This is a genomic window from Viridibacillus sp. NPDC096237 (assembly GCF_050278625.1).
Taxonomy (GTDB): domain Bacteria; phylum Bacillota; class Bacilli; order Bacillales_A; family Planococcaceae; genus Viridibacillus.
The window spans coordinates 43,185-65,374 of sequence record NZ_JBNNTI010000008.1; the positions used below are offsets into that span (position 1 = coordinate 43,185).

Annotated in this window: 24 protein-coding genes and 2 other annotated features; all 24 genes read left to right on the top strand. The window is 36.6% G+C overall.

Annotated features, from left to right (window positions below):
* Positions 1-202 precede the first annotated feature (202 nt).
* The 24 genes from ACQKMD_RS07090 (at position 203) to ACQKMD_RS07205 (ending at position 22,186) form a co-directional block, all read left to right on the top strand.
* Positions 203-772: a hypothetical protein gene (locus ACQKMD_RS07090; protein ID WP_427750676.1), complete on the top strand. Its 570-nt coding sequence runs from the start codon at positions 203-205 to the stop codon at positions 770-772.
* Between the two features lie 241 nt (positions 773-1,013).
* Positions 1,014-1,241 (top strand) — a binding site (T-box leader).
* 102 nt (positions 1,242-1,343) lie between these two features.
* On the top strand, positions 1,344-3,971 hold the full coding sequence (locus tag ACQKMD_RS07095) for a valine--tRNA ligase (protein WP_427750783.1): 2,628 nt from the start codon (positions 1,344-1,346) through the stop codon (positions 3,969-3,971).
* Between the two features lie 261 nt (positions 3,972-4,232).
* Positions 4,233-5,534, top strand: coding sequence for a bifunctional folylpolyglutamate synthase/dihydrofolate synthase (locus tag ACQKMD_RS07100; protein ID WP_427750678.1), 1,302 nt, complete (start codon positions 4,233-4,235; stop codon positions 5,532-5,534).
* 9 nt (positions 5,535-5,543) lie between these two features.
* Positions 5,544-6,797 (top strand): bifunctional folylpolyglutamate synthase/dihydrofolate synthase, encoded by a 1,254-nt coding sequence (locus ACQKMD_RS07105; RefSeq protein WP_427750680.1) that lies wholly within the window; start codon positions 5,544-5,546, stop codon positions 6,795-6,797.
* Positions 6,798-6,884: 87 nt separating this feature from the next.
* The gene (locus ACQKMD_RS07110) at positions 6,885-8,594 is read left to right on the top strand and encodes a sensor domain-containing diguanylate cyclase (RefSeq protein WP_427750682.1); all 1,710 of its coding nucleotides are present in this window, start codon (positions 6,885-6,887) and stop codon (positions 8,592-8,594) included.
* A gap of 282 nt (positions 8,595-8,876) precedes the next feature.
* Positions 8,877-9,308 (top strand): type 4a pilus biogenesis protein PilO, encoded by a 432-nt coding sequence (gene pilO / locus ACQKMD_RS07115; RefSeq protein WP_427750684.1) that lies wholly within the window; start codon positions 8,877-8,879, stop codon positions 9,306-9,308.
* A gap of 15 nt (positions 9,309-9,323) precedes the next feature.
* Positions 9,324-9,551 carry a hypothetical protein gene (locus tag ACQKMD_RS07120; RefSeq protein ID WP_427750686.1) on the top strand — a complete coding sequence of 76 codons (228 nt, stop codon included), beginning with the start codon at positions 9,324-9,326 and terminating at the stop codon, positions 9,549-9,551.
* Positions 9,552-10,069: 518 nt separating this feature from the next.
* The gene (locus tag ACQKMD_RS07125) at positions 10,070-10,825 is read left to right on the top strand and encodes a prepilin peptidase (protein ID WP_427750688.1); all 756 of its coding nucleotides are present in this window, start codon (positions 10,070-10,072) and stop codon (positions 10,823-10,825) included.
* 83 nt (positions 10,826-10,908) lie between these two features.
* A complete protein-coding gene (locus tag ACQKMD_RS07130) occupies positions 10,909-11,535 on the top strand; it encodes a hypothetical protein (protein WP_427750690.1) in 627 nt (208 codons plus the stop codon).
* A gap of 86 nt (positions 11,536-11,621) precedes the next feature.
* Positions 11,622-12,233: a Maf family protein gene (locus ACQKMD_RS07135; RefSeq protein ID WP_427750692.1), complete on the top strand. Its 612-nt coding sequence runs from the start codon at positions 11,622-11,624 to the stop codon at positions 12,231-12,233.
* Positions 12,223-12,921, top strand: coding sequence for a RadC family protein (gene radC / locus ACQKMD_RS07140; protein ID WP_427750694.1), 699 nt, complete (start codon positions 12,223-12,225; stop codon positions 12,919-12,921). The genes ACQKMD_RS07135 and radC overlap by 11 nt, the downstream gene beginning before the upstream one ends.
* A 93-nt stretch (positions 12,922-13,014) precedes the next feature.
* Positions 13,015-14,034, top strand: coding sequence for a rod shape-determining protein (locus tag ACQKMD_RS07145; protein WP_427750696.1), 1,020 nt, complete (start codon positions 13,015-13,017; stop codon positions 14,032-14,034).
* A 13-nt stretch (positions 14,035-14,047) separates the two neighbouring features.
* Positions 14,048-14,962, top strand: a complete 915-nt coding sequence (gene mreC / locus ACQKMD_RS07150) for a rod shape-determining protein MreC (RefSeq protein ID WP_427750698.1) — start codon at positions 14,048-14,050, stop codon at positions 14,960-14,962.
* Positions 14,962-15,489, top strand: a complete 528-nt coding sequence (mreD, locus tag ACQKMD_RS07155; protein ID WP_427750700.1) for a rod shape-determining protein MreD — start codon at positions 14,962-14,964, stop codon at positions 15,487-15,489. Before mreC ends, mreD begins: the two co-directional genes overlap by 1 nt.
* Before the next feature lie 20 nt (positions 15,490-15,509).
* Positions 15,510-16,181 (top strand): septum site-determining protein MinC, encoded by a 672-nt coding sequence (minC, locus tag ACQKMD_RS07160; protein ID WP_427750702.1) that lies wholly within the window; start codon positions 15,510-15,512, stop codon positions 16,179-16,181.
* A 1-nt stretch (position 16,182) separates the two neighbouring features.
* Entirely contained in the window at positions 16,183-16,980 is a 798-nt protein-coding gene (minD, locus tag ACQKMD_RS07165; RefSeq protein ID WP_038187406.1) for a septum site-determining protein MinD, read from the top strand.
* A 423-nt stretch (positions 16,981-17,403) separates the two neighbouring features.
* Positions 17,404-17,946: a peptidoglycan DD-metalloendopeptidase family protein gene (locus tag ACQKMD_RS07170; protein WP_427750704.1), complete on the top strand. Its 543-nt coding sequence runs from the start codon at positions 17,404-17,406 to the stop codon at positions 17,944-17,946.
* A gap of 2 nt (positions 17,947-17,948) precedes the next feature.
* Positions 17,949-18,575, top strand: coding sequence for a site-2 protease family protein (locus tag ACQKMD_RS07175; RefSeq protein ID WP_427750705.1), 627 nt, complete (start codon positions 17,949-17,951; stop codon positions 18,573-18,575).
* 45 nt (positions 18,576-18,620) lie between these two features.
* Positions 18,621-18,697 (top strand) — a sequence feature (ribosomal protein L21 leader region).
* 13 nt (positions 18,698-18,710) lie between these two features.
* Positions 18,711-19,019, top strand: a complete 309-nt coding sequence (gene rplU / locus ACQKMD_RS07180) for a 50S ribosomal protein L21 (RefSeq protein ID WP_427733436.1) — start codon at positions 18,711-18,713, stop codon at positions 19,017-19,019.
* Positions 19,020-19,034: 15 nt separating this feature from the next.
* Positions 19,035-19,382, top strand: coding sequence for a ribosomal-processing cysteine protease Prp (locus ACQKMD_RS07185; RefSeq protein ID WP_427750707.1), 348 nt, complete (start codon positions 19,035-19,037; stop codon positions 19,380-19,382).
* A gap of 15 nt (positions 19,383-19,397) precedes the next feature.
* Positions 19,398-19,691 carry a 50S ribosomal protein L27 gene (gene rpmA / locus ACQKMD_RS07190; RefSeq protein WP_038188306.1) on the top strand — a complete coding sequence of 98 codons (294 nt, stop codon included), beginning with the start codon at positions 19,398-19,400 and terminating at the stop codon, positions 19,689-19,691.
* A gap of 193 nt (positions 19,692-19,884) precedes the next feature.
* Positions 19,885-20,421, top strand: coding sequence for a Spo0B domain-containing protein (locus ACQKMD_RS07195; protein WP_427750709.1), 537 nt, complete (start codon positions 19,885-19,887; stop codon positions 20,419-20,421).
* Complete coding sequence (gene obgE, locus ACQKMD_RS07200; RefSeq protein WP_427750711.1) at positions 20,422-21,711, top strand: GTPase ObgE; 1,290 nt, start codon at positions 20,422-20,424, stop codon at positions 21,709-21,711.
* 19 nt (positions 21,712-21,730) lie between these two features.
* Positions 21,731-22,186 (top strand): ACT domain-containing protein, encoded by a 456-nt coding sequence (locus tag ACQKMD_RS07205; protein WP_427750713.1) that lies wholly within the window; start codon positions 21,731-21,733, stop codon positions 22,184-22,186.
* Positions 22,187-22,190 lie beyond the last annotated feature (4 nt).

Sequence of the window (22,190 nt, forward strand, 5' to 3'; positions counted from 1 at the left end):
GAGAAAGCCCTTTTCAATGCATATAAATACATAGATATTGTACATAAAATAGCTAATCTTTTTCATTTAGAGCATCTTCTTTAATTTCAGACTCGACAAACGACTAACTAACTACAACCTTTCAAACCATGAACATAACATAATGCATAATCTTTATACTACCTAGCATATAATCTATTAGATATATGAAGGAGGTCAAGCTATGCAACATATTTCCTGGGAAATTGCAGAAGGATTTAACTTTCCTGAAAGTTTTGGTAAACCGCAAGATACGTCAAATGTTAAAATTACACCTCGTTGGACACAGGAAGAGTCAGGTGAATCAGTATTCTTAACAGGTATATATCATATTTCTGCCAATGTAGCATTTGCGGAAGGAGAAGCACCACATCATGGGACTTCAACTTGGACAACAATAGAAGATCTAGACATGCAAGGTGAATCAGGTTATTTTGAATATGCTGTGCCATTACATGTAAATTTACCACGAGAACGAGTGAATAAAGACGTCCCTGTGGAAATCAAAGTAGATCATATAACGACAACATTCCAAGAGGATGGTAGCTGTCATTTTAACTGGCAGGCAACATGTCAGTATGAAGAGCCGCAAGTTGCTACTGCGCAAGCAGAAGCAGAGGTAGTAGAAAGTCCATCTACTACAACTGCAGAGGCAAGCGCGGAAGAAAAACTAGAATCCAATGCATTCTTATGGGATTTAGCAGAAGCCTATACGATTAAAACTTATCATTTAAAGGAAATCCGTAAACAGTAACCACCACAATAACGCTAAAATAAAAAGTAAGATAATGTCTCCTGTTGTCGGGATAATAATTACACGTATACCTTGGAAGAGACAAATAGGAACGATAATATGTCTACAGTAAAATCTTGTTTTCCGTAGCCAAGGTGGGAGGAAATAAGGATTATATTTTCTACGTGACATGAAATGTAGCCCTCCTTTCTAAAAAACTTGAAAATGCATCTTTTTTTCGATACAATTAGGTCATCTTAATATAGATGCATAGATAGGGAAGAGTAAAATGCATTGTGTTTGCCAAAGAGAGGAAACGTTTGGTGAGAGTTTCCGCATACACACATTTGAAGGTCGCCCTGGAGCAGTTTCTGTGAACCTGATAAAACTAGCAGAAGCCGGTTAGAAGCCGTTATACAATGAAGTGTCAGCACGTCTCTTTGTGTTGAAATAAAGGTGGTACCGCGAATTCAACTCCTTCGTCCTTTTTAGGCGATAGGAGTTTTTTATTTGCAAAAAACTACAAGATACTTCGTTGTTAACAAAAAAATAAAAGGAGGTCGTCAATTTGACAGAACAACAAGCGACATCAATGCCAACGAAATATGATCCACAGTCAATCGAACAAGGACGTTATGAATGGTGGCTAAAGGGAGATTTCTTTAAAGCACAACCTGAAAGTGGTAAAGAGCCGTATTCAATCGTAATTCCACCACCAAACGTAACAGGTAAACTACACTTAGGCCACGCTTGGGATACAACATTACAAGATATCCTAATTCGTATGAAACGTATGCAAGGGTACGATGCACTTTGGTTACCAGGTATGGATCATGCAGGTATTGCAACACAAGCAAAGGTTGAAGCAAAACTTCGTGAAGAAGGCATTACTCGTTATGACTTAGGCCGTGAAAAGTTCGTAGAAAAAACATGGGAATGGAAAGAAGAGTATGCAGGTCATATTCGTGAGCAATGGGCGAAAATGGGTTTAGCGCTAGATTATTCTCGTGAACGATTCACACTAGATGAAGGACTTTCTGATGCAGTAAAAGAAGTATTCGTAAAACTTTACGAAAAAGGTTTAATCTACCGCGGTGAATATATCATCAACTGGGATCCAGCAACTAAAACTGCGTTATCTGATATTGAAGTTATTTACAAAGACATTCCAGGTGCTTTTTATCACTTCAAATATCCTTTAACTGATGGAACTGGAACAATTGAAATTGCAACTACTCGCCCTGAAACAATGCTAGGTGATACTGCAATCGCTGTTCACCCTAAAGATGAACGTTACCAAAATCTAATCGGCAAAACAGTAACATTACCAATTGTAGGTCGTGAAATTCCAATCATAGCAGATGATTACGCTGAAATGGAATTTGGTACGGGAGCTGTGAAAATTACGCCAGCTCATGACCCGAATGACTTTGAAGTAGGTAACCGTCATGACTTACCACGTATTCTAGTAATGAACGAAGACGGTTCAATGAATGATAATGCTGGTAAATATAAAGGTATGGATCGCTTTGAATGCCGTAAAGAAATCGTTAAAGACTTACAAGACATGGATGTTTGCTTCAAAATTGAAGAGCATGTGCACTCAGTAGGGCACTCAGAACGTTCTGATGCAGTTGTTGAGCCCTATCTTTCAACACAATGGTTCGTAAAAATGCAACCTCTTGCTGATAAATCACTAGAACTTCAAAAAGATGAAGAGGGCAAAGTAAACTTTGTACCTTCACGTTTTGAAAATACGTATTCTCGTTGGATGGAGAATATCCGTGATTGGTGTATTTCTCGTCAACTTTGGTGGGGACACCGAATTCCGGCTTGGTACCATAAAGAAACAGGTGAAATTTACGTAGGTACGGATGCACCAGCTGATGCTGAAAACTGGAATCAAGATACGGATGTATTAGATACTTGGTTCTCATCTGCGTTATGGCCGTTTTCAACAATGGGCTGGCCAGATGAAGCAAACGAAGAATTTAAACGTTATTACCCAACAAATACTTTAGTAACGGGTTATGATATTATATTCTTCTGGGTTTCTCGTATGATATTCCAAGGTATTGAATTTACTGATTCACGTCCATTTGAAGACGTATTAATTCACGGTTTAGTTCGTGACGAACAAGGTAGCAAAATGTCTAAGTCTCTAGGTAACGGCGTTGATCCAATGGATGTTATCGAAAAGTACGGTGCTGACTCATTACGTTACTTCTTAGCAACTGGTTCTTCTCCAGGTCAAGATTTACGTTATTCAAATGAAAAAGTAGAAGCTGTTTGGAACTTCTCAAACAAAATTTGGAATGCTTCACGCTTTGCTTTGATGAACATGGAAGGCATGACTTTCGATGAAATCGATTTAACTGGTAAAAAATCAGTGGCAGATCAATGGATTCTAACTCGTCTAAACGAAACAATCGAACAAGTAACCACTTTAGCTGAGAAATTTGAATTTGGTGAAGTAGGTCGTCAATTATACAACTTCATCTGGGATGATTTCTGTGACTGGTACATCGAAATGGCGAAATTACCATTATACGGTGAAGATGAAGCAGCGAAGAAAACAACGCGCTCAGTACTAGCATATGTTTTAGATAATACAATGCGCCTGTTACATCCATTTATGCCATTTATCACTGAAGAAATTTGGCAAAACCTACCTCATCAAGGTGAATCTATTACAGTAGCTGCTTGGCCGACAGTGGATGAAACATTAACTTCACAAGTACAATCGGATAACATGAAATTATTAATGGACATTATTCGTGCCGTTCGTAACATTCGTGCTGAAGTACAAACGCCAATGAGCAAAAAGGTACCTCTTTACGTTTCAGCTAAAGATGCAGCAACACTTGCAGTACTAGAAGATAACAAAGCTTATCTAGAAAAATTCTGTAACCCAGAGCCGTTAACGCTCGGCGAAGGTATTGAAGCCCCTGGTCAATGCATGTCAGCTGTTGTATCTGGTGCTGAACTATTCTTACCTCTTGAAGGATTAATCGATGTAGCGGCTGAAGTTGAGCGCTTATCAAATGAACTTGAGAAATGGGGTAAAGAAGTGAAACGTGTTCAAGGTAAACTGAACAATGAGCGTTTCGTATCTAAAGCTCCAGATGATGTAGTAGCTGCTGAACGTGCAAAAGAAGCAGACTATATTGAAAAATATGCAACAGTAGAGAAACGTATTAACGAATTGAAAAATATGTAATCAAAAAAATCGCTCAAGTGTTTAACTTGAGCGGTTTTTTTGTTAACTAAAACAAACGATATGCGATAAACGTTTAATAAGTAAAACCCTCTGGATATAAGTTGATAGATATTTCAGTTCCATTGATTACGATTTTATCATAAAAATCAAGAGGTAACTATAACCAGGATGTATTGTAGTTATTAGTCTTTAAAATGGCTTATAATAGGAAAGTAAATAAGAAGAAAACAAGCACAATATACATACCAGGAGTGTTGAATAGTGTTTACAAATATAGAACAGTGCGTTAAGTTTTTATCCTCATTAAAAAAAGGTAGTAGTACTTCGATTCCGTTAGAAGTCGTTAAATCACTTTTACATCAGTTTGGGGACCCTCAACATACATTTAAGACAATCCATTTAGCAGGATCAAACGGTAAAGGCTCTACATTAAATGCACTAAAGGAAATATTAAAGTACAGCCAAGTTAAAAAAGTAGGTTGCTTTGTTTCTCCACACTTAGAGCGGATAAATGAGCGTATTACAATAAGTGACAAGCAAATATCAGATGAGCAATTCCTCTATTACGTTAATAAAGTATTTGCAGCTATAGATGAAAAGAACGGTGTTTATCCTAGTTTTTTTGAAATTTTGACGATTGTAGCATGCCTCTATTTTGCAGATGAAGAAGTAGATGTGGCTCTAATTGAAACTGGCATTGGGGGCAAATTAGATTCAACTAATGTTATTAATCCTCTCATTTCAATTATTACAACGATTTCTTTAGAGCACACTGCAATATTAGGTGACACTTATGAGGAAATTGCCTATCAAAAAGGTGGCATTATTAAAGAAAATAGACCTGTTGTGACAACGGTAGAAAATAAAGAAGCGTTAAAAGTTCTGCGGAAAATAGCTGAAGAGAAGCACGCACCTATAGCAATCTTCAAAGAGGACTTTGTGGCTACAAAAGTCACTCAAAAGGTACATGCGCAGATTTTTAATTATGCTAAAGAGGAATACGTAATAAATGATGTTGAATTACGTATGGCAGGACCCCATCAAATTAACAATGCTTCATTAGCTATTACGACGGCATTATTATTAAGAGATGCTGGATACTTTGATATTACAGAAGAAGCCGTTCGAAAAGCCTTAAAAGAAGCAAAATGGGCTGGTCGCTTTGAAGAATATGCCCATCATATCATAATTGATGGTGCGCATAATCCTGAAGGTACAGAGGCATTAATCACTACTTTAAAAGCGAAATTTCCAACAAGGGAATACGATTTTATCTATGCTGCTTTGCAGGATAAGGATCATCTGAAAAGTATTCAAATGATGGAGGAAGTAGCATCCTCTATGACATTTACGCAAATAAGTATGCCTAATGCCGCACCAGCTGCTGAATTAGCTGCACTATCACAACACCACCATACTCATTTTGATAGTGAATGGGAACGAGTAGTGAAACGAGCAACCGAGGAAAAAGAGGAAGAGCATGTATTAGTCATAACAGGATCTCTGTATTTTATTTCTGAAGTGCGCGCGTTTTTAAACAATAAAGTGAAGCAAAATAAATGAGGTGCTGACATGATTCCAAAATTAGATCATTATAAAGACAGATGGGGAGTATGTAGTGATGCCTCGATAAAACCAGGGTTAACAGCAATTACTGAAGCATTGCAATTAGTAGGAAATCCACATAAAAACTTATCAGTAGTCCATGTGGCGGGTACAAATGGGAAAGGTTCAACCATTACCTTTTTAGAGCATATAAGTAAGGCTCACGGACTTTCGACTGCTACTTTTATGTCACCGTGTATAGAAGATGTACATGACCAAATTAGGTTAAATGAACAGCCGATTTCGCCAGCAGAGATGGATATAGTATTTCGCATTATGGCGAATGCAGGGTTAGACGGTAAGTTAACAGATTTTGAACTTCTAACAGTAGCAGCTTTTCTGGCATTCGAGCGATTTGCACCTGACATTACTATTATTGAATGTGGTATGGGGGGGCGTTTTGATAGCACAAATGTTGTGATGCCTATTGTGTCTGTTATACCGAGTATTGCATTAGAGCATACGAATTTTTTAGGCTCAACCCTTGAAAGTATTGCAATGCATAAAGCAGGTATTATTAAAGAAGGAAAACCAGTAGTGACAGGTATTCTACCAGTTGAATCGATGGATATTTTTATACAAGAAGCCAAGAAACATCACGCGGCATTACTTATCTACACGGAAGATTTCAATGTTATTGAGGAAAATGCGACGGAAACATATATTGCTAATGATATACGAATAACGAATTTAACACGTAAAATGCAGGGGTTACACCAGCGTAGTAATATGGCGCTTGCAATTAAGGCATTTAATATCATTGCACAAGTGAATGGAGTTAAAACAAATGTCGATGCATTTCGGAGTGGGGTGCAAGGCGCTCAGTTATCGTGTCGCTTTGAACAACTCGCGCCGAAGCTCTATATTGATGGAGCACATAATCCAGCAAGTGCAAAAAGTTTAGTCGATGCGATCCATGAGCAATTTCCTAATGAACCCATCCATTTTATCGTTGGTATGTTGAAGGACAAGGATGTCCGAGGAGTTCTTGAGGAATTAGAAAAAGTGGGTACAACTTTTAGCTTTGTAGATGTTGCTAATGAACGTGCAATGGCTGCTGATGAAATTGTGAAAATGAGTAATGTAGAAAATAAATCGACAACATATGACATTTTGACTACTATTCAACAAAAGTTGCTGTTGAATGAAGTAATTATCATGACTGGTTCCTTATATTTGTTAGCAAAATGGCGAAAAATATTGCATGAAACATTTAATTGAATTGCATTAAATGGATGACTTTGGTAAAACGATTTGCTATAATTGCTTAAAAGTAGGCATAAATACTCACGGTGAGGGGTGTGAGAAGTGAATTTGTCACTAAAGTTCAAATGGACCGTCTTTGCAGTATGGTTGGCCACTGTACCAATTAGTTTATATGTGGTATACCTCTATTTCCCTCCGCCAACAAATATTGATTGGTCTGAGTTTATAGGTTTAATAGTGTTGGCAATCATTACAACCATTTTTCCTATAGTTATAAACGGGGTACCTTTATTTTTTATGCAATGGGTAAACTTAGCGGTTTTTTTGAAATATGGTTTATTTATAGAATTAATTGTATTCCAAATTGCACTAATTCCATTTTTATATCGAGCTAAACTACTAAAGCCAGACTTATACCGTATTCCTTGGAATTCGATTATGTTTTTCCTCGTATCATTTATTAGTGGTTTATTTTTTATCTTAATTGGTGGAAAATTTGGTTCGCTTAGTATACCTCATATTGTCGTATTCGGAATGATTTATTTATTAGTGAATACTTTTATAAATCATGTATTACTGAAATTAAGTTTAATCTTTATGAAAAAAAGAGCTCCATTTCTAACAAAAGATGATTATTGGGATTATAATAGTATGCTATTCACTTTTCCTATGGGATTAACACTATATCTACTGTCAGAATATGTGGGATTAATAGCATTTGTTTTACTAGGTATGCCATTTTTGATAGTGACTCAGATTTTAAGAATGTATAGTACTTCAGAAAGAGTAAATGAATACTTATCGATGGCAGCGCATTTTGGTCATCAGTTAGGGGATAGCTTAACGAGTGATGAAGTTGTGGATTTATTTATGGGTAAAACAATTGAAATCATGCCTGTAGATCATGCTTACATTATCGATATAGTTAATGGTCAACTACAATTCGCCAGGTCACATGAAAATGGTGTAGATACAGCTGTTAATGTTTCTCACGAAAATATTTTAAAAACTCCAATCAAAGAAATAATGAATACAGAGCAAACAATAGTATATAACCAACAGTCCGAATGGATAAGTATGGGGGCTGGCTTTTTACCCTTTGCCACGCAAAGTATAGTCATGATGCCAATTTCGAGAAATCAAAAAATGGTAGGGGTTTTATTGTTAGCTTCAAATAAGAAGAAATCCTTTGAAGAATATCAAATTCGTATATTGGACTTACTATGTTCGTATTTCGCTGTTTCTGTGGAGCGCTCACGATATCTTGAGGCAACGTTAAACAAAAGTGAACGTTGCGGGCTAACTGGGTTATATAATTACAGGTACTTTGAGGAACAACTTACATCTAAAATGCAAGAATTATTAGATGGAGAAATGCGTCAGCTATCGTTAATCATGCTGGATATTGATCATTTTAAGCTTATTAATGATTCATACGGTCACCAAAGCGGCAATGATATCTTATGTGACTTTGCTCGAACATTAGAGGAGGAAGTGGGAAATAGAGGGGTACTTGCTAGATTTGGTGGTGAGGAGTTCGTAATTCTGCTGCCTAACGTGTCTAAAAGTGAGGCTCTTCAATTAGCAGAAGAAATTCGTATGAAAGTGCAATTTAAATCATTTGAAATTGAATCGGATTTGAGTGTGAATCATATAAGAGAACATGTCACAATCACGACTAGTGTTGGTGTTTCAACTGCTCCTGAGGATTGTGATAGTTCTATGGCGCTATTACGAAATGCTGATAGAGCTTTGTATGTAGGAGCCAAACAAAAAGGTCGAAATCGCGTAGCAGAGTATCTAAAAACCTAAACAAAAGCTAAGGGGATTCTAGAATTCTCTTAGCTATTGCAGCATATAATGAATAGTAGTATACATATCCGTCAAACATTTTTTTAAAATATGAATGCCTGTATTACTATTAATATACTGTTGGAAATGCATAAAGAAAACGTGTAATTTAAATGAAAGGATGTACTTAAAATCAATCAACTTGAATATCTAAGCAAAGATCCTGGAAAAAGACAGTTAGAAAAGGTCCTTCGAGCACTCCAGAATATTGAACAATTAACTATCACCAAGATTAATCGCATTGTGATAAAAAATGATGAGACCATTACTGTAACTAATTTGTCTAAAAAAGATTTATTTGAAGGAATAACTAATCATAATAGCGAATCAATAACTACTGATGAAACAATACCCCTTAATCTTCCGTCAGCTAAACAACAAGTTGAGGAAATGCAGTATGAAACTCCCGTATTTACAAATGCATCTGAAGCGACCTTAATTAAGCCTGAGTGTATAACATTTGATGCATTACTAACCTCTCCAAATTATGATGATGTTTATGATTTTATTAAAGAAGTAGAAAGATTAGAACGCATAGTTCGTATAGATAAAATAAGTTTTTCGGTACCAAATGGAGATGCAGTTTTAAATGGTCTAAAAGAAACCATTCAAACGACATTGCAGCTCACGACTTTCTACTATAAGGATAAGCCTTGTCTACAAAAATATTTATAATAGGAGAATTGGAATATGAGGTTATTTACGAAAATCACAATTACCCTACTGGTATTCAGTTTTCTTGTATATGTGGGGGGTAAAGTATTAGCTGCTCCTAAAGGATCTACTATTGGTAATGTATCTATCGAGGATTTGTCTAAGGGAGAAATGAAGAAAAAATTAAATGCAGCTATAGTTGAATGGCAAGGTAGTGAAATATATATAACTGTTGGAGAAAAAGAAATTACTTTATCTGGATAAGATTTCCTTTTTGATGTAAGTGCCTCTATTAAGCAATATGAACTTAGTGTAGTACATAGTGCAGTGCTGCAAAGTAGCTTTGAAATTTTGGAAAGGCTCAAGCTAACGAAATTCCAATCTATGTGAATGCAGGTTATGAGGCGGTTGTTAATCCAGTATTTAAAAGGGACTTTCGATTTGTATCTCATAGTAAAGTACCTGCAAAAATTGTAGCCAAAGTAAAATCAGGTAAATTAAAAATTGAGCTATATTCACTTCCAGGAAATCCAAAAGTATCCGTCTTTGACAATGGCGAAAAGAGTATTAGGCCGCGGACTATATATAGATATTCTTCTTATATAGAAGAAGGAGAAAATATTGCCTCGTATTATGTGTATTGACTCTGTTGAGTATGAGGTGCCAAATATAGATGTACAAAGTTCAGAGACAATGGAAGATCTTCAGGCAACCGTACAACTCACGGTTCTTCTATTATGAGGGCCCACTAGGAGAATAAAACTATAATAAGAGGGATATAAATGATAACTATTTATGCGCTATTCTTTTTTATATTTGGTTTAGTTTTTGGTTCGTTTTTTAATGTCATTGGTTTAAGAGTGCCTAAAGGGGAGTCGATTGTTCGACCACCTTCACATTGTACAAATTGTCAAAGGCGTCTAACATATAAGGACTTAGTACCTGTTTTATCTTTTTTGTTTTTGAAAGGCAAATGCAGAAGTTGCGATGAAAAAATTCGCTGCATATATCCATTAATGGAACTCTTGACAGGTGTTTTTTTTGCCTTGGCGTATTTGGAATTGGGATTGAAGCCTGAATTAATTATCGCACTATTGTTTATTTCGATGTTAATCATTATTACTGTTTCAGATATTGCGTATATGTTGATACCTAATAGGATTTTATTGTTTTTTGGTGTGTTATTAGCGGTGGGGCGTATATTTATCCAGTCGGATCCATGGTGGAATAGTATTGTTGGTGCATTTGGAGGTTTTTTAATATTATTACTTGTGTCTATCCTGTCGAAAGGTGGAATAGGGGGCGGGGATATTAAATTATTTTTCATTATAGGACTAGTGTTAGGTGTTTTTTCGACATTACTTGCGTTATTCTTAGCTTCGGTCATTGGTTTAATAGCGGGTGTTATACTATTAATCTACCGAAAGCAGGGACGTAAAACGCCGATTCCTTTTGGTCCATCGATTGCAGTTGCAAGTATACTTGCTTACTTCTATGGTGAACAAATTCTCGAATGGTATATGAATTTGTTATTTTAACAAGATAAATTTTGTAGACAAGACGACAAGAGTCTTGTCTTTTTTTATGGTCATCATGCTACGGTTATTAGAGGGGTGATGAGATGAAATTTGAATCTAGAAATAATAAAAAAATGCTGCTCTTGTCTATGGTTCATGGTGTGATTATTGGTGTGGCAGGAGTATTTCTATTTTTCATTGCATTGCATTTTTTTGATGGACAAGCAGATGAACAAGTTAGTAATAATAAGAAAACTGCAACAAAAACGGCAACAACTGCTAAGGTTGATGACAAAGCATATACTTTTTATGCGCAGCAGTATGGTGTTTTTTCAAGTGAGCAATCAGCAACGGAATTCCTAGGTACTAATCCAAAGCTATATAACAGTGCTATCGTTTCATTTGGTGGTCAATATTTTGTATGGTCTGCTGTTGGGACAAAAGAGAAAGAAATTAAAGAAAGAGTAGATAAGGATTCTTTCGTAAAAGAGATTAGCTTTAGCGGTGCTAAGTGTGAAAATGCTGCACTTGTCGAAATGCCGAAAGTACTGAGTGCTTCAAAAGTGTCAAAGTTTACTTTTGATGGTTCTAAGAAAAAGATAGAGCCACCTTCTAATTGGGCTTCTAACATTGAAGCGGTGTCAAAGGTTTCTGATGATATTCTAGTGATTAGATTACAGCTAATTAGCCATTATACAGCTCAAAACAAATGTCTCAAAATTGGATTTTAAGGTGTTAATAACGGTCAAATCATGATTTTAACACTTTTGAAAAAAATGTCGTTTCGATTATGATGTCAAAAAAGGAGGGAATTGGAATGACTTTAAATCCAGTTACGACTATTGTTTTAGTGAGTCCAAGAGGCAACGCAGAGGATATCTTTTCTAGTATTCAGGTACCTTATGAGGTTGAGTATCATCATATAGCCATAGATTATCCTTCGACTACATCGCCTTTGGATTTTACTGTGTATTGTTCTTTTGTGACTTTGTGGCGGCAATTTATGGTCGATCATAATAAGGCATATATTTCAGTGAAAAGAACTATTAGTATCGATGGGGAAATTTTATGCCCCCCTACTACTAGACGGGCGGCTTATCGTTATTTAGCTAAATTATCAAATTGTCAACATATTGTAACGACAGCTATTGCTGTTAGGTATCTTGGGCAGGTAACAATGCTTGTGGTGGAGTCTAAAGTGAGGATGAAAAAGCTCTCTAAAAAAATAATTGAACATTATGTTGAAACGGGGGAACCTTTTGAACATGATATTGGTTATAATATACAAGGATTAGGGGCAAATTTATCGCAATCTATTGAAGGTGATTTTGATAATGTCGCGGGATTACCGATTAACGCTTTGCAAGAGCATTTAATTAGCAAGAAGATTCTCGTTGCAAAGGAAGGGGAGGTAGTCGATGTCTACTGACACTATTAAATCAATGATGATTCGCGATGTACATCAAGATGACCGCCCTAGGGAACGCTTAAAACGACAAGGGGCAGAGAGTTTATCGAACCAAGAGCTTATTGCAATATTATTACGGACAGGAACAAAAGAAGAATCTGTTTTACATATTGCAAATCGAGTGTTAACCTCTTTCGAACAGCTTCACGAATTAAAGCATGCAGCCATTGAGGAAATTATGTCTGTAAAAGGGATTGGAGAGGCCAAAGCGATTCAATTACTTGCAGCTATTGAACTTGGTAGGAGGATGTCGCAACAGCGAATAGAAGACCGCTATACTATCCGTTCTCCTCAAGATGCTGCTACATACTTAATGGCTGATATGACTGCTTTATTACAAGAGCATTTCGTAGTGTTGTTTTTGAATGTAAAAAACCAAATTATTCATAAGCAAACGATCTTCATTGGTAGTTTAAATGCGAGTATCGTCCACCCACGCGAAATTTTTCGTGAAGCTGTTAAACGATCTGCTGCTTCGCTTGTTTGTGCGCATAATCATCCCTCTGGCAACCCCGCTCCTTCACCAGAAGATATTGAAGTGACGAAACGAATTCAAGAAGCCGGCTATATAATAGGTATAGAGCTTTTAGATCATGTCATAATTGGAGATCACCAATTTATAAGTTTAAAGGAGAAAGGGTACATGTAACACTGTAATTTTTCATTCCTTTCCGTTATAATAAAACTTATGATTTAATGACAGCTAGAAAGTTATGGCTATAGAGAAAGGAAGAACATAATAGTGTTTGGATTAGGTGGGAAAGATGTCGGGATTGACCTCGGCACAGCAAATACATTGGTATTTATTAAAGGAAAAGGAATCGTACTCAGAGAACCTTCTGTAGTTGCGAAAAATACAAAAACAGGTGAAATCGTAGCAGTAGGTAACGATGCAAAAAATATGATTGGACGTACTCCAGGTTCAATCGTAGCAATCCGTCCAATGAAAGACGGCGTTATTGCTGATTTTGATATTACTACTACTATGATTCAGTATTATTTGCGTGAGGCTATGAAATCTTCAGGTGGAAACTGGAAGAAGCCGAATGTGATGATTTGTGTACCTTATGGTATTACATCTGTTGAACAACGTGCTGTTATAGATGCATCTCGTCATGCGGGCGCGAAAGATGCTTTCACAATTGAAGAGCCATTTGCAGCAGCAATTGGTGCTAACTTACCAGTTTGGGAACCAACAGGTAGTATGGTTGTTGATATCGGTGGTGGTACGACTGAAGTGGCTGTTATCTCATTAGGTGGTATTGTGACAAGTGAATCTGTACGTGTTGCAGGTGATGCAATGGATCAAGCTATCACAGCTTATATTCGTAAATCATATAATTTAACAATTGGTGAACGTACTTCTGAAGCTATTAAAATGGAAATTGGTTCTGCTAGCACTGAAGGTCCAGAAGAGCGCATGGAAATTCGCGGTCGTGATTTAGTAACTGGTTTACCAAAAACAATTGAAATTTCTTCTATCGAAATTGCTGAAGCATTACGTGAATCTATCTCTGCTATTATCGATGGCGTGAAGAAAACATTAGAACAAACTCCTCCAGAGCTTTCTGCTGATGTTATGGAACGCGGTATTGTATTAACTGGTGGTGGAGCTTTACTGAAAAGCTTAGATAAAGTTATTAGTAGCGAAACAAATATGCCGGTATTTATTGCTGAAAATCCTCTAGATTGTGTTGCAGTTGGTACTGGTATGGCGCTAGATCATATCGATTTAGTACGTCGTCAACAAACGAAAGGTTAAGGGGGTTTAGGCAATGCCACAGTTTTTCTCGAATAAGCGATTAATTTTGCTGCTTGTCGGTGTAATTTTCCTCGTGGCATTGATTAGCTTCTCCTTACGCGATCGTCAAAACGCCTCGCTTCCTGAACAAATCATTAAAGATACGGTCGGTTTTGGACAATCTATAGTGTCCAAGCCGGCGCATTATATAACAGGAATCTTTAATAATGTCGATGCATTATTAAAGACGTATGATGAAAACAAAAGATTAAAATCGCGTTTGGAAGAATTTGCAGTACTGCAGGGCGAAGTCAATGATTTAAAGATTGAAAATGACAAGGTCAGAGCTATAATTGATAAAAAAGCGGATTTGAAGAAATTCAACCCAATTCAAGCAACTGTTATTGCACGTAATCCTGATCAATGGGAAGAAAAGTTGATCCTGGACCAAGGGACGATGGATGGTATAAAAGTCAACATGGCTGTTAGAACATCTGAAGGCTTAATCGGTAAAATCGTGCAAACTACACCGTATACATCCGAAGTAGAGTTATTGACTACCAATAATCCGAACTATCGTGTATCCGCGGTTGTTGCAAATAAAAAACAAGTATTTGGTTTAATAGAAGGATTTGATGAAAAACGTAACGAATTAATACTAAAACGTATTGACTCTAGTTTGAATGTGAAAAAAGGCGATAAAGTTATGACATCTGGTTTAGGCGGTATTTTCCCGAAAGGTATTCTGATTGGGGAAGTAACGAAAGTTACTACAGATGATTATGGTTTAACAAAACTTGCTTATGTGAAACCAGCTGCTAATTTTTCAATGCTAGATCATGTTATTATTGCGAAAAGAGAATCTATTAATATCGATGGTTCTGATGGTAATAGTACAAATAATGACGAAACAAATAAAACTGCTAACACGACTGGGGATGGAGAATAATGGCACGTTTTCTAATTCCTCTAGTCGCTGTTGTGCTGTTTTTTTTGGAAACTGAATTCGCTCTATTTTCACCGATTGAGTGGAATGGGGAGTTAGCTTATTTAGTACCGAGATTTTTGATACTATATTTGATATTTCTTTCGATTTATTATAATCGGAAACGAGCTATGCTATATGGATTAATTTTTGGACTCTTGTATGATATCTTTTACATTGATATTATTGGATTATATTCATTCCTGTACCCATTTATTTGTTTTATAGCAGGTTCTACAGTAAAATATATCCATCAACATTTGTTTGTAACAACAACATTATCGTTACTATTAGTCGCTTTACTAGAGATAATCTTACATCAATTTTTCTTAATAATTTCATTTACGACTCTTCCATTTTCAGAATTTTTAAATCACCGTCTAATACCAACAATGATTGCGAACTCGATTTTCCTCATTATGCTTGGTTGGACGTTTAGATATTTAATACAAGCGCGCGTATTGCAAAAAGCAAATCAATCCATTTTATAAAAAATCGTGAGGTGACGCATTTGTCGACAAAGCAGCTAGTCTATATTAAAGGTACGAAGGATGGACTTGTGCTTCGACTAGACGATCAATGCGCTTACTCAGAGTTAATCGATGAACTTAAGCGTAAGGTGTCCGAAGAAGGTATGGAAGGTCAAGCTGAAGTACAGATTCAATTAGGAAATCGATATTGTGATGAAGAACAATTAAAAGAAATATTGCATATTGTTCAGCAATCCGAGCATTTAAAAGTTTCAAAGATTAAGAGCGATGTAATTTCTGTAGAGGAAAGTAATCGTAGAGTGGTAGAAAGCAGATCAGCTACTTATGTGGGTATCGTACGGTCGGGACAAACGATTCGTGCGGAAGGTGACTTAGTAGTTGTTGGAGATGTAAATCCTAATGCTAGAGTTGAAGCTGGCGGTAGTATTTTCGTCTTAGGGCGTTTAAAGGGAATTGCTCATGCAGGAGCAAAAGGTAACCGTGAAGCAGTTATAGCAGCGTCTTGGCTTGAAGCCACCCATCTACTGATTGCAGACTTGATGGAACTTATGACAAATGAATTAGCCGTTTTGTCTGAAACACCTGAAATGGAATGTGCGTACATACATTCAAATGGTCATATTATGATTGACCGCTTGCAAGATTTGCGTTTATTTAGACCAAATCTGTCTACGTTTAAAGGAGGAAGCTAATGTGGGAGAAGCAATTGTAATAACTTCTGGTAAGGGAGGCGTTGGTAAAACAACGACTACTGCAAATCTAGGAACTGCATTGGCCCTTCAAGGAAAAAAAGTATGCTTAGTTGATACAGACATCGGTTTACGCAACCTTGATGTTATCCTTGGATTAGAAAACCGCATTATTTATGATTTAGTAGATGCTATTGAAGGTCGATGTAAAATTCATCAAGCGCTTGTAAAAGATAAACGCTTTGATGAATTACTATTTTTATTACCTGCTGCTCAAACGACAGATAAGACCGCAGTAACACCACAACAAATGAAGCAGTTAATTGGTGAATTAAAAAGAGATTATGATTTTGTCTTAATTGACTGTCCAGCAGGGATTGAACAAGGTTATAAAAATGCTGTTGCTGGTGCAGATAAAGCAATAGTTGTAACAACACCTGAAATTTCAGCGGTACGTGATGCTGATCGTATTATTGGTTTGTTAGAACAAGAAGAAATAGAACCACCTAAATTAATTATTAATCGGATTCGTCCACATTTAATGAATCGCGGCGATACATTAGATGTGAACGAAATTACTACACACTTATCAATTGATTTGGTAGGAATCATTCCAGATGATGAAAATGTGATTAGCTCATCCAATAAAGGTGAGCCAATTGTGATGGAGCCAACTACACAAGCGGCTTTAGCATATCGCAATATCGTACGACGAATCCTAGGTGAATCAGTGCCACTTATGACATTGGAAGGTGAGAGTAAAGGCGTATTTGCTAAACTCAAATCACTGTTTTCTAAATAAGTGCTAGATAACCTCTTCCGTACTGGACAAGCATGGATGGGGTAAATATTGTTATCTATTAGTTGGGCTACTCCACATTTAAAATGTGTGGAGTAGTCTTTTTGTTTGGAAGTAATATGAAAGTAGGGAAATTAAACTAAGTACCGAAATACCGAATTTAATTATTCATTTTTCTCAAAAATCATAAATATATTGCCATAAAGTTTATATATAAATAATAGTAAAGTAGAAGGTAACGTTTTATTGGTTTGGAGAAACGTTCGCTCGCCCGTGGAAAGGGAGCTGTTAAGCTTCGGAGAGATCTATCCTGCATAAAAATAAAAAGACTGCAAAAACTCGTTTTTTTCGAGTTTGTCTATAGTCTGTAATGAAGTATTGACTCTTCTCATATATTGCAATAAAGAATACTATGAGGTGAAGATTTTGAAAAATAAAATGAAGTGGATTTTGGCATTCCTCATTACACTTAGTGTAGTCATGGTTTCAGTGCTTGAAAAAAATGGCACGATGCAGACGAATATTAAGCAAATTACAAGTTCTGGTGAAGACTTTGTTATGCTACGAAATTGGACAAAGGGTTTACTTAATCCGGATGGTAAACAAGATGATTCAATTACTGTAACAGCTCCTCTATATGAGGGAGAGCTCGCTACATTTTCCACTTTACAGCCTTTTTCGAACGGTACTTTACTTTCTTATAAAGAGAATATTAGTATCCGAGCAAGACAAGATGGACTTGTCATTTTTACTGGACATACGCAATCGTTAGGGAAGACGATGACTGTCATTTATGAAAATGGAGAAAATGTTACGTATGGTTTTCTAGATGAGTTGACAATACTACCATATACCTCCATTAAAGAGGGAGAAACAATTTCGAATTTAACGTCAGGTCGACTTTATTTACAAGTTGAGAAAAAGGGGACTATGCTTGATTCAACTGCGATAAAAGAGTGGATGAAGTGAGGATGAAAATAAAGTTACAGAAATTTCGCATACATCCAACAATGATACCGATAATAATTATATTGTTGTTATCAGGTAATGTAGCTCATTATGCCATGATTCTTGGCTCATTGCTTTGGCATGAGTGTGGTCATTTAATAGCTGCAAGTAAGTATAAGCTTATAATTGAAGGTTGTACGATCATGCCTTATGGTGGGGAAATTAGACTTTCGAAAACACAGAGGATTCGTAAAAAGCATAGGTTGGTAGTTGCGGCTGCCGGACCTATTGCTACTTCTTTTCTCTTAATTATGGCTCTATTCATACCAGGGCCTCTTCAAGAACCGCTAATATACATACAGTGCTTTATTTTATTTATCAATTTATTGCCGATTTGGCCGTTGGATGGCGGTCGTATAGTTGAAATCTTAATAAGTGGAAAACAACCAATGTATGAAATACATGAGTTTTTTTTAAAGTATTCAATAATCACTTGTTTAGCGGTTTTGGTATGCTGTATTTTATTTTTACCAAAATCCGTTTTTTTGCTCTTTTTATTTCTATTTATTTTATTTCAAAATATAAAAGAGTGGCGATATCGAAAATATACTAAAGCATTTGAAAAGTATGCGTTGAATATATTGACTTAGTAGATTCTATGTGGTAGTATTTTAATGTTATTGTTTGTAGCACCCGTGCTACTACAACCGCGCTGAAAAGGTTTTAAGTATCTTTCGGGATCACCTGATTGAGGGCGAGTCTGAGTTATAAGAGGAGGTGCAGATATGTACGCAATTATCGAAACTGGTGGTAAACAAATCAAAGTTGAAGCTGGCCAAGAAATCTACGTTGAGAAATTAAACGCAGAAGATGGTGAAGTGGTTACTTTTGACAAAGTTTTATTCGTAGGTGGCGAAGCAGTTAAAGTTGGTGCTCCATTCGTGGCAGGCGCTACTGTAACAGCTAAAGTTGAAAAACACGGTCGTCAAAAGAAAATCGTTGTTTTCAAACTTAAAGCTAAGAAAAACTACCGTCGTAAACAAGGTCACCGTCAACCTTACACTAAATTAGTAGTTGAAGCTATCAACGCTTAATAGTGAGGTGATTAAATGATCCAAGTAACGATTAATCACGATGAAAAAAGACATGTATCTTCATTTGAAATGAAAGGTCACGCAGACTTTGATGAACATGGTAAAGATTTAGTATGTGCATCAGCATCAACAGTTGCCTTTGGCGGTGTTAATGCCATGTACAAAATACTAAAGGTTGAGCCGACTATTCAGCAAGATGGTGAAGGTGGATACCTCCACGTCACATTGCCAGCCGATTTAGATGAAGAATTAGACAGTCAATTACAACTTATTGTTCGAACAATGATTACACAGTTGGAATCAATTGTGGAAAGTCGTGGGAGTTACGGACAATATATTCAGATATCATATTCCCAAATGTAGGAGGTGGAACAGATGATGTTATTAACTTTAGATCTTCAGTTTTTCGCTTCGAAAAAAGGGGTAGGTTCTACTAAGAACGGTCGTGACTCTGAGTCAAAACGCCTTGGAGCTAAACGTGCTGATGGTCAATTCGTTTCTGGTGGATCAATTCTTTACCGTCAACGCGGTACTAAAATTTATCCAGGTGAAAACGTTGGCCGCGGTGGAGACGATACACTTTTTGCAAAAGTTGACGGCGTAGTTAAATTCGAACGCTACGGTCGCGACAAGAAAAAAGTAAGTGTATACCCTGTCGCTCAAGAAGCTTAATTTCAAAAGCTAAGGACTGCATTTATTGCAGTCCTTTTTCATGCACTGGTAAAAAGTATGTTTTTAGTAACCAGTTCCTGTTCTAAATCGGCTTTCGCTCAAGTTAGCGGAAGCCTTGTTTTTCTAATGCGAGAAAAACCGATGAAAAATTGGTATACTGAAGACTGAACATCTTATTGGAGGAGTGTGTACAATGACTGAAAAGCCTCTCACCGTAAATGAAGTGCTACGCTTTGCACACCATGATTTTTTAAATCAGCTTCAACTAATAAAGATTAATTTGGATATGGGACGTGTTGAGGGCTCAAAGGAAGTTATTTCTGGAGTGGCCGAACAATGCCGTATTTTTTTCAATATTAATCAATTAGGATTACCAAAAACGATTGAATGGTTACACACATTGAAATGGCGTTATCCGTCCTATCAAGTGACAATTCAAAGTAACGTTGACTCTGAGGTAGATATAGCATTAGATAGACCAATCAAAGATCATTTAGAGCGGACTGTCTCCTATGTATATTCTTCATTAAACCCATATATAGAGCAAAATCTATCACTTCACATCAACTCAACGCAAGAAAAATTAAAAATTTCATTTCATTTAAAGGGCTCATGGGATATGAAGCCATTCGAAGAAAAATTAGAGCATCAATCAATAATGATTAAAAATAATCATTATACAAATGAAGATTGGTGTTATTGCATAGAAGTAAGCAAGGAGGGTATTTAAATGTTTGTTGATCACGTAAAGGTCTTTGTTAAAGGTGGAGACGGCGGAGATGGTATGGTAGCTTTCCGTCGCGAAAAATTTATACCAAATGGTGGCCCAGCAGGTGGCGATGGTGGTAACGGTGGGGACTTAATCTTTATTGTTGAAGAAGGTCTACGTACATTAATGGATTTCCGTTATAAACGTCATTTCAAAGCAGAACGCGGTAATCATGGTATGAGTAAAAACCAACATGGTAAAAATGCAGGAGATTATTATGTAAAAGTGCCACCTGGTACAATTGTAACTTCTGAAGAAGATGGACGAGTTATTGCTGATTTAGTAGAACACGGTCAAACGGCTATTATTGCTCGCGGTGGACGTGGAGGACGAGGAAACTCTCGTTTTGCAACACCATCTAATCCTGCGCCAGAACTTTCTGAAAAAGGCGAGCCAGGACAAGAGCTTAATGTTATATTAGAGTTAAAGGTATTAGCTGATGTAGGCTTAGTCGGTTTCCCAAGTGTAGGTAAATCAACATTACTATCAGTTGTTACTGCAGCAAAACCAAAAATCGGTGCTTATCATTTCACAACAATCGTGCCAAATTTAGGTATGGTTGAAACAGAAGATGGTCGTAGTTTCGCAATGGCAGATTTACCAGGATTGATTGAAGGTGCACACCAAGGTGTTGGACTAGGACATCAATTCCTACGTCATATTGAGCGTACACGCGTAATCGTGCATGTTATTGATATGTCTAGTATGGAAGGCCGCGAACCTTATGAAGATTACTTAACAATTAACAAAGAATTAGAACAATATAATCTACGTTTAACAGAACGTCCACAAATTATCGTTGCCAATAAAATGGACATGCCTGATGCGGAAGAAAACTTACAAGCTTTCCGTGAAAAAGTAGGAGAAGATGCAAAAATTTTCCCAATTTCTGCTGTTTCTCGTAAAGGGTTGAAAGAATTACTATTCGCTGTAGCAGATTTATTAGAAGTAACACCTGAATTTGCATTGAATGATGTAGAAGAAGAAGAAACAGATGCTACTGTTTTATACAAACATGAATCACAAGGTCCTGACTTTGAAATTTCACGTGACGATGATGGTTCGTACGTATTAAGTGGCTCTTCTATCGAAAGATTATTCAAAATGACTGACTTCAGTCGTGAAGATTCAATTCGACGTTTTGCACGTCAATTACGCGGTATGGGTGTTGATGAAGCATTAAGAGAACGTGGCGCTGAAAACGGCGATATTGTTCGATTACTTGAATTTGAATTTGAATTTATAGAGTAAGTATTTAGGGGGGAAAGAGATGAAAAATGTAGCAGATCAACGCTATTATTTAGTACGCGAAGATGTTCTGACAGATGCCATGCAAAAGACACTAGATGCGAAGTCTCTATTACAAACGGGTGCCGTTTCTTCAATATGGGATGCTGTTAAGCAAGTAGATTTATCTCGTAGTGCATTTTATAAATACCGAGATGCTGTTTTCCCCTTTCACTCTATCGTTCAAGAGCGTATTTTAACTGTTTTTTTACAGCTTGAAGATCGTAAAGGAACATTAGCACGTCTATTATCGACTGTCACTGAAACGCATTGTAATATTTTGACCATTCACCAAACGATTCCAATTCAAGGAAGAGCAAACGTGACTTTATCGTTAGATGTGACAGCTATGGATATAGAGTTAGATGATTTAATACAGCAACTTAAAAAATTAGATTTTGTAGAGTCAGCAGAGGTAATTAGTTCAGGCGCATTATAAGGGG

Excerpts from the sequence above, each read along its gene's own strand:
- ACQKMD_RS07135 (WP_427750692.1), top strand. The coding sequence starts at position 11,622 with ATGACTTTAAATCCAGTTACGACTATTGTTTTAGTGAGTCCAAGAGGC.
- ACQKMD_RS07125 (WP_427750688.1), top strand. The coding sequence starts at position 10,070 with ATGATAACTATTTATGCGCTATTCTTTTTTATATTTGGTTTAGTTTTT.
- ACQKMD_RS07095 (WP_427750783.1), top strand. The coding sequence starts at position 1,344 with ATGCCAACGAAATATGATCCACAGTCAATCGAACAAGGACGTTATGAA.
- ACQKMD_RS07175 (WP_427750705.1), top strand. The coding sequence starts at position 17,949 with ATGAAAATAAAGTTACAGAAATTTCGCATACATCCAACAATGATACCG.
- ACQKMD_RS07090 (WP_427750676.1), top strand. The coding sequence starts at position 203 with ATGCAACATATTTCCTGGGAAATTGCAGAAGGATTTAACTTTCCTGAA.
- ACQKMD_RS07120 (WP_427750686.1), top strand. The coding sequence starts at position 9,324 with ATGAGGTTATTTACGAAAATCACAATTACCCTACTGGTATTCAGTTTT.
- rplU (WP_427733436.1), top strand. The coding sequence starts at position 18,711 with ATGTACGCAATTATCGAAACTGGTGGTAAACAAATCAAAGTTGAAGCT.
- ACQKMD_RS07185 (WP_427750707.1), top strand. The coding sequence starts at position 19,035 with ATGATCCAAGTAACGATTAATCACGATGAAAAAAGACATGTATCTTCA.
- ACQKMD_RS07195 (WP_427750709.1), top strand. The coding sequence starts at position 19,885 with ATGACTGAAAAGCCTCTCACCGTAAATGAAGTGCTACGCTTTGCACAC.
- mreD (WP_427750700.1), top strand. The coding sequence starts at position 14,962 with ATGGCACGTTTTCTAATTCCTCTAGTCGCTGTTGTGCTGTTTTTTTTG.
- ACQKMD_RS07130 (WP_427750690.1), top strand. The coding sequence starts at position 10,909 with ATGAAATTTGAATCTAGAAATAATAAAAAAATGCTGCTCTTGTCTATG.
- rpmA (WP_038188306.1), top strand. The coding sequence starts at position 19,398 with ATGTTATTAACTTTAGATCTTCAGTTTTTCGCTTCGAAAAAAGGGGTA.
- ACQKMD_RS07105 (WP_427750680.1), top strand. The coding sequence starts at position 5,544 with ATGATTCCAAAATTAGATCATTATAAAGACAGATGGGGAGTATGTAGT.
- obgE (WP_427750711.1), top strand. The coding sequence starts at position 20,422 with ATGTTTGTTGATCACGTAAAGGTCTTTGTTAAAGGTGGAGACGGCGGA.
- mreC (WP_427750698.1), top strand. The coding sequence starts at position 14,048 with ATGCCACAGTTTTTCTCGAATAAGCGATTAATTTTGCTGCTTGTCGGT.
- radC (WP_427750694.1), top strand. The coding sequence starts at position 12,223 with ATGTCTACTGACACTATTAAATCAATGATGATTCGCGATGTACATCAA.
- ACQKMD_RS07205 (WP_427750713.1), top strand. The coding sequence starts at position 21,731 with ATGAAAAATGTAGCAGATCAACGCTATTATTTAGTACGCGAAGATGTT.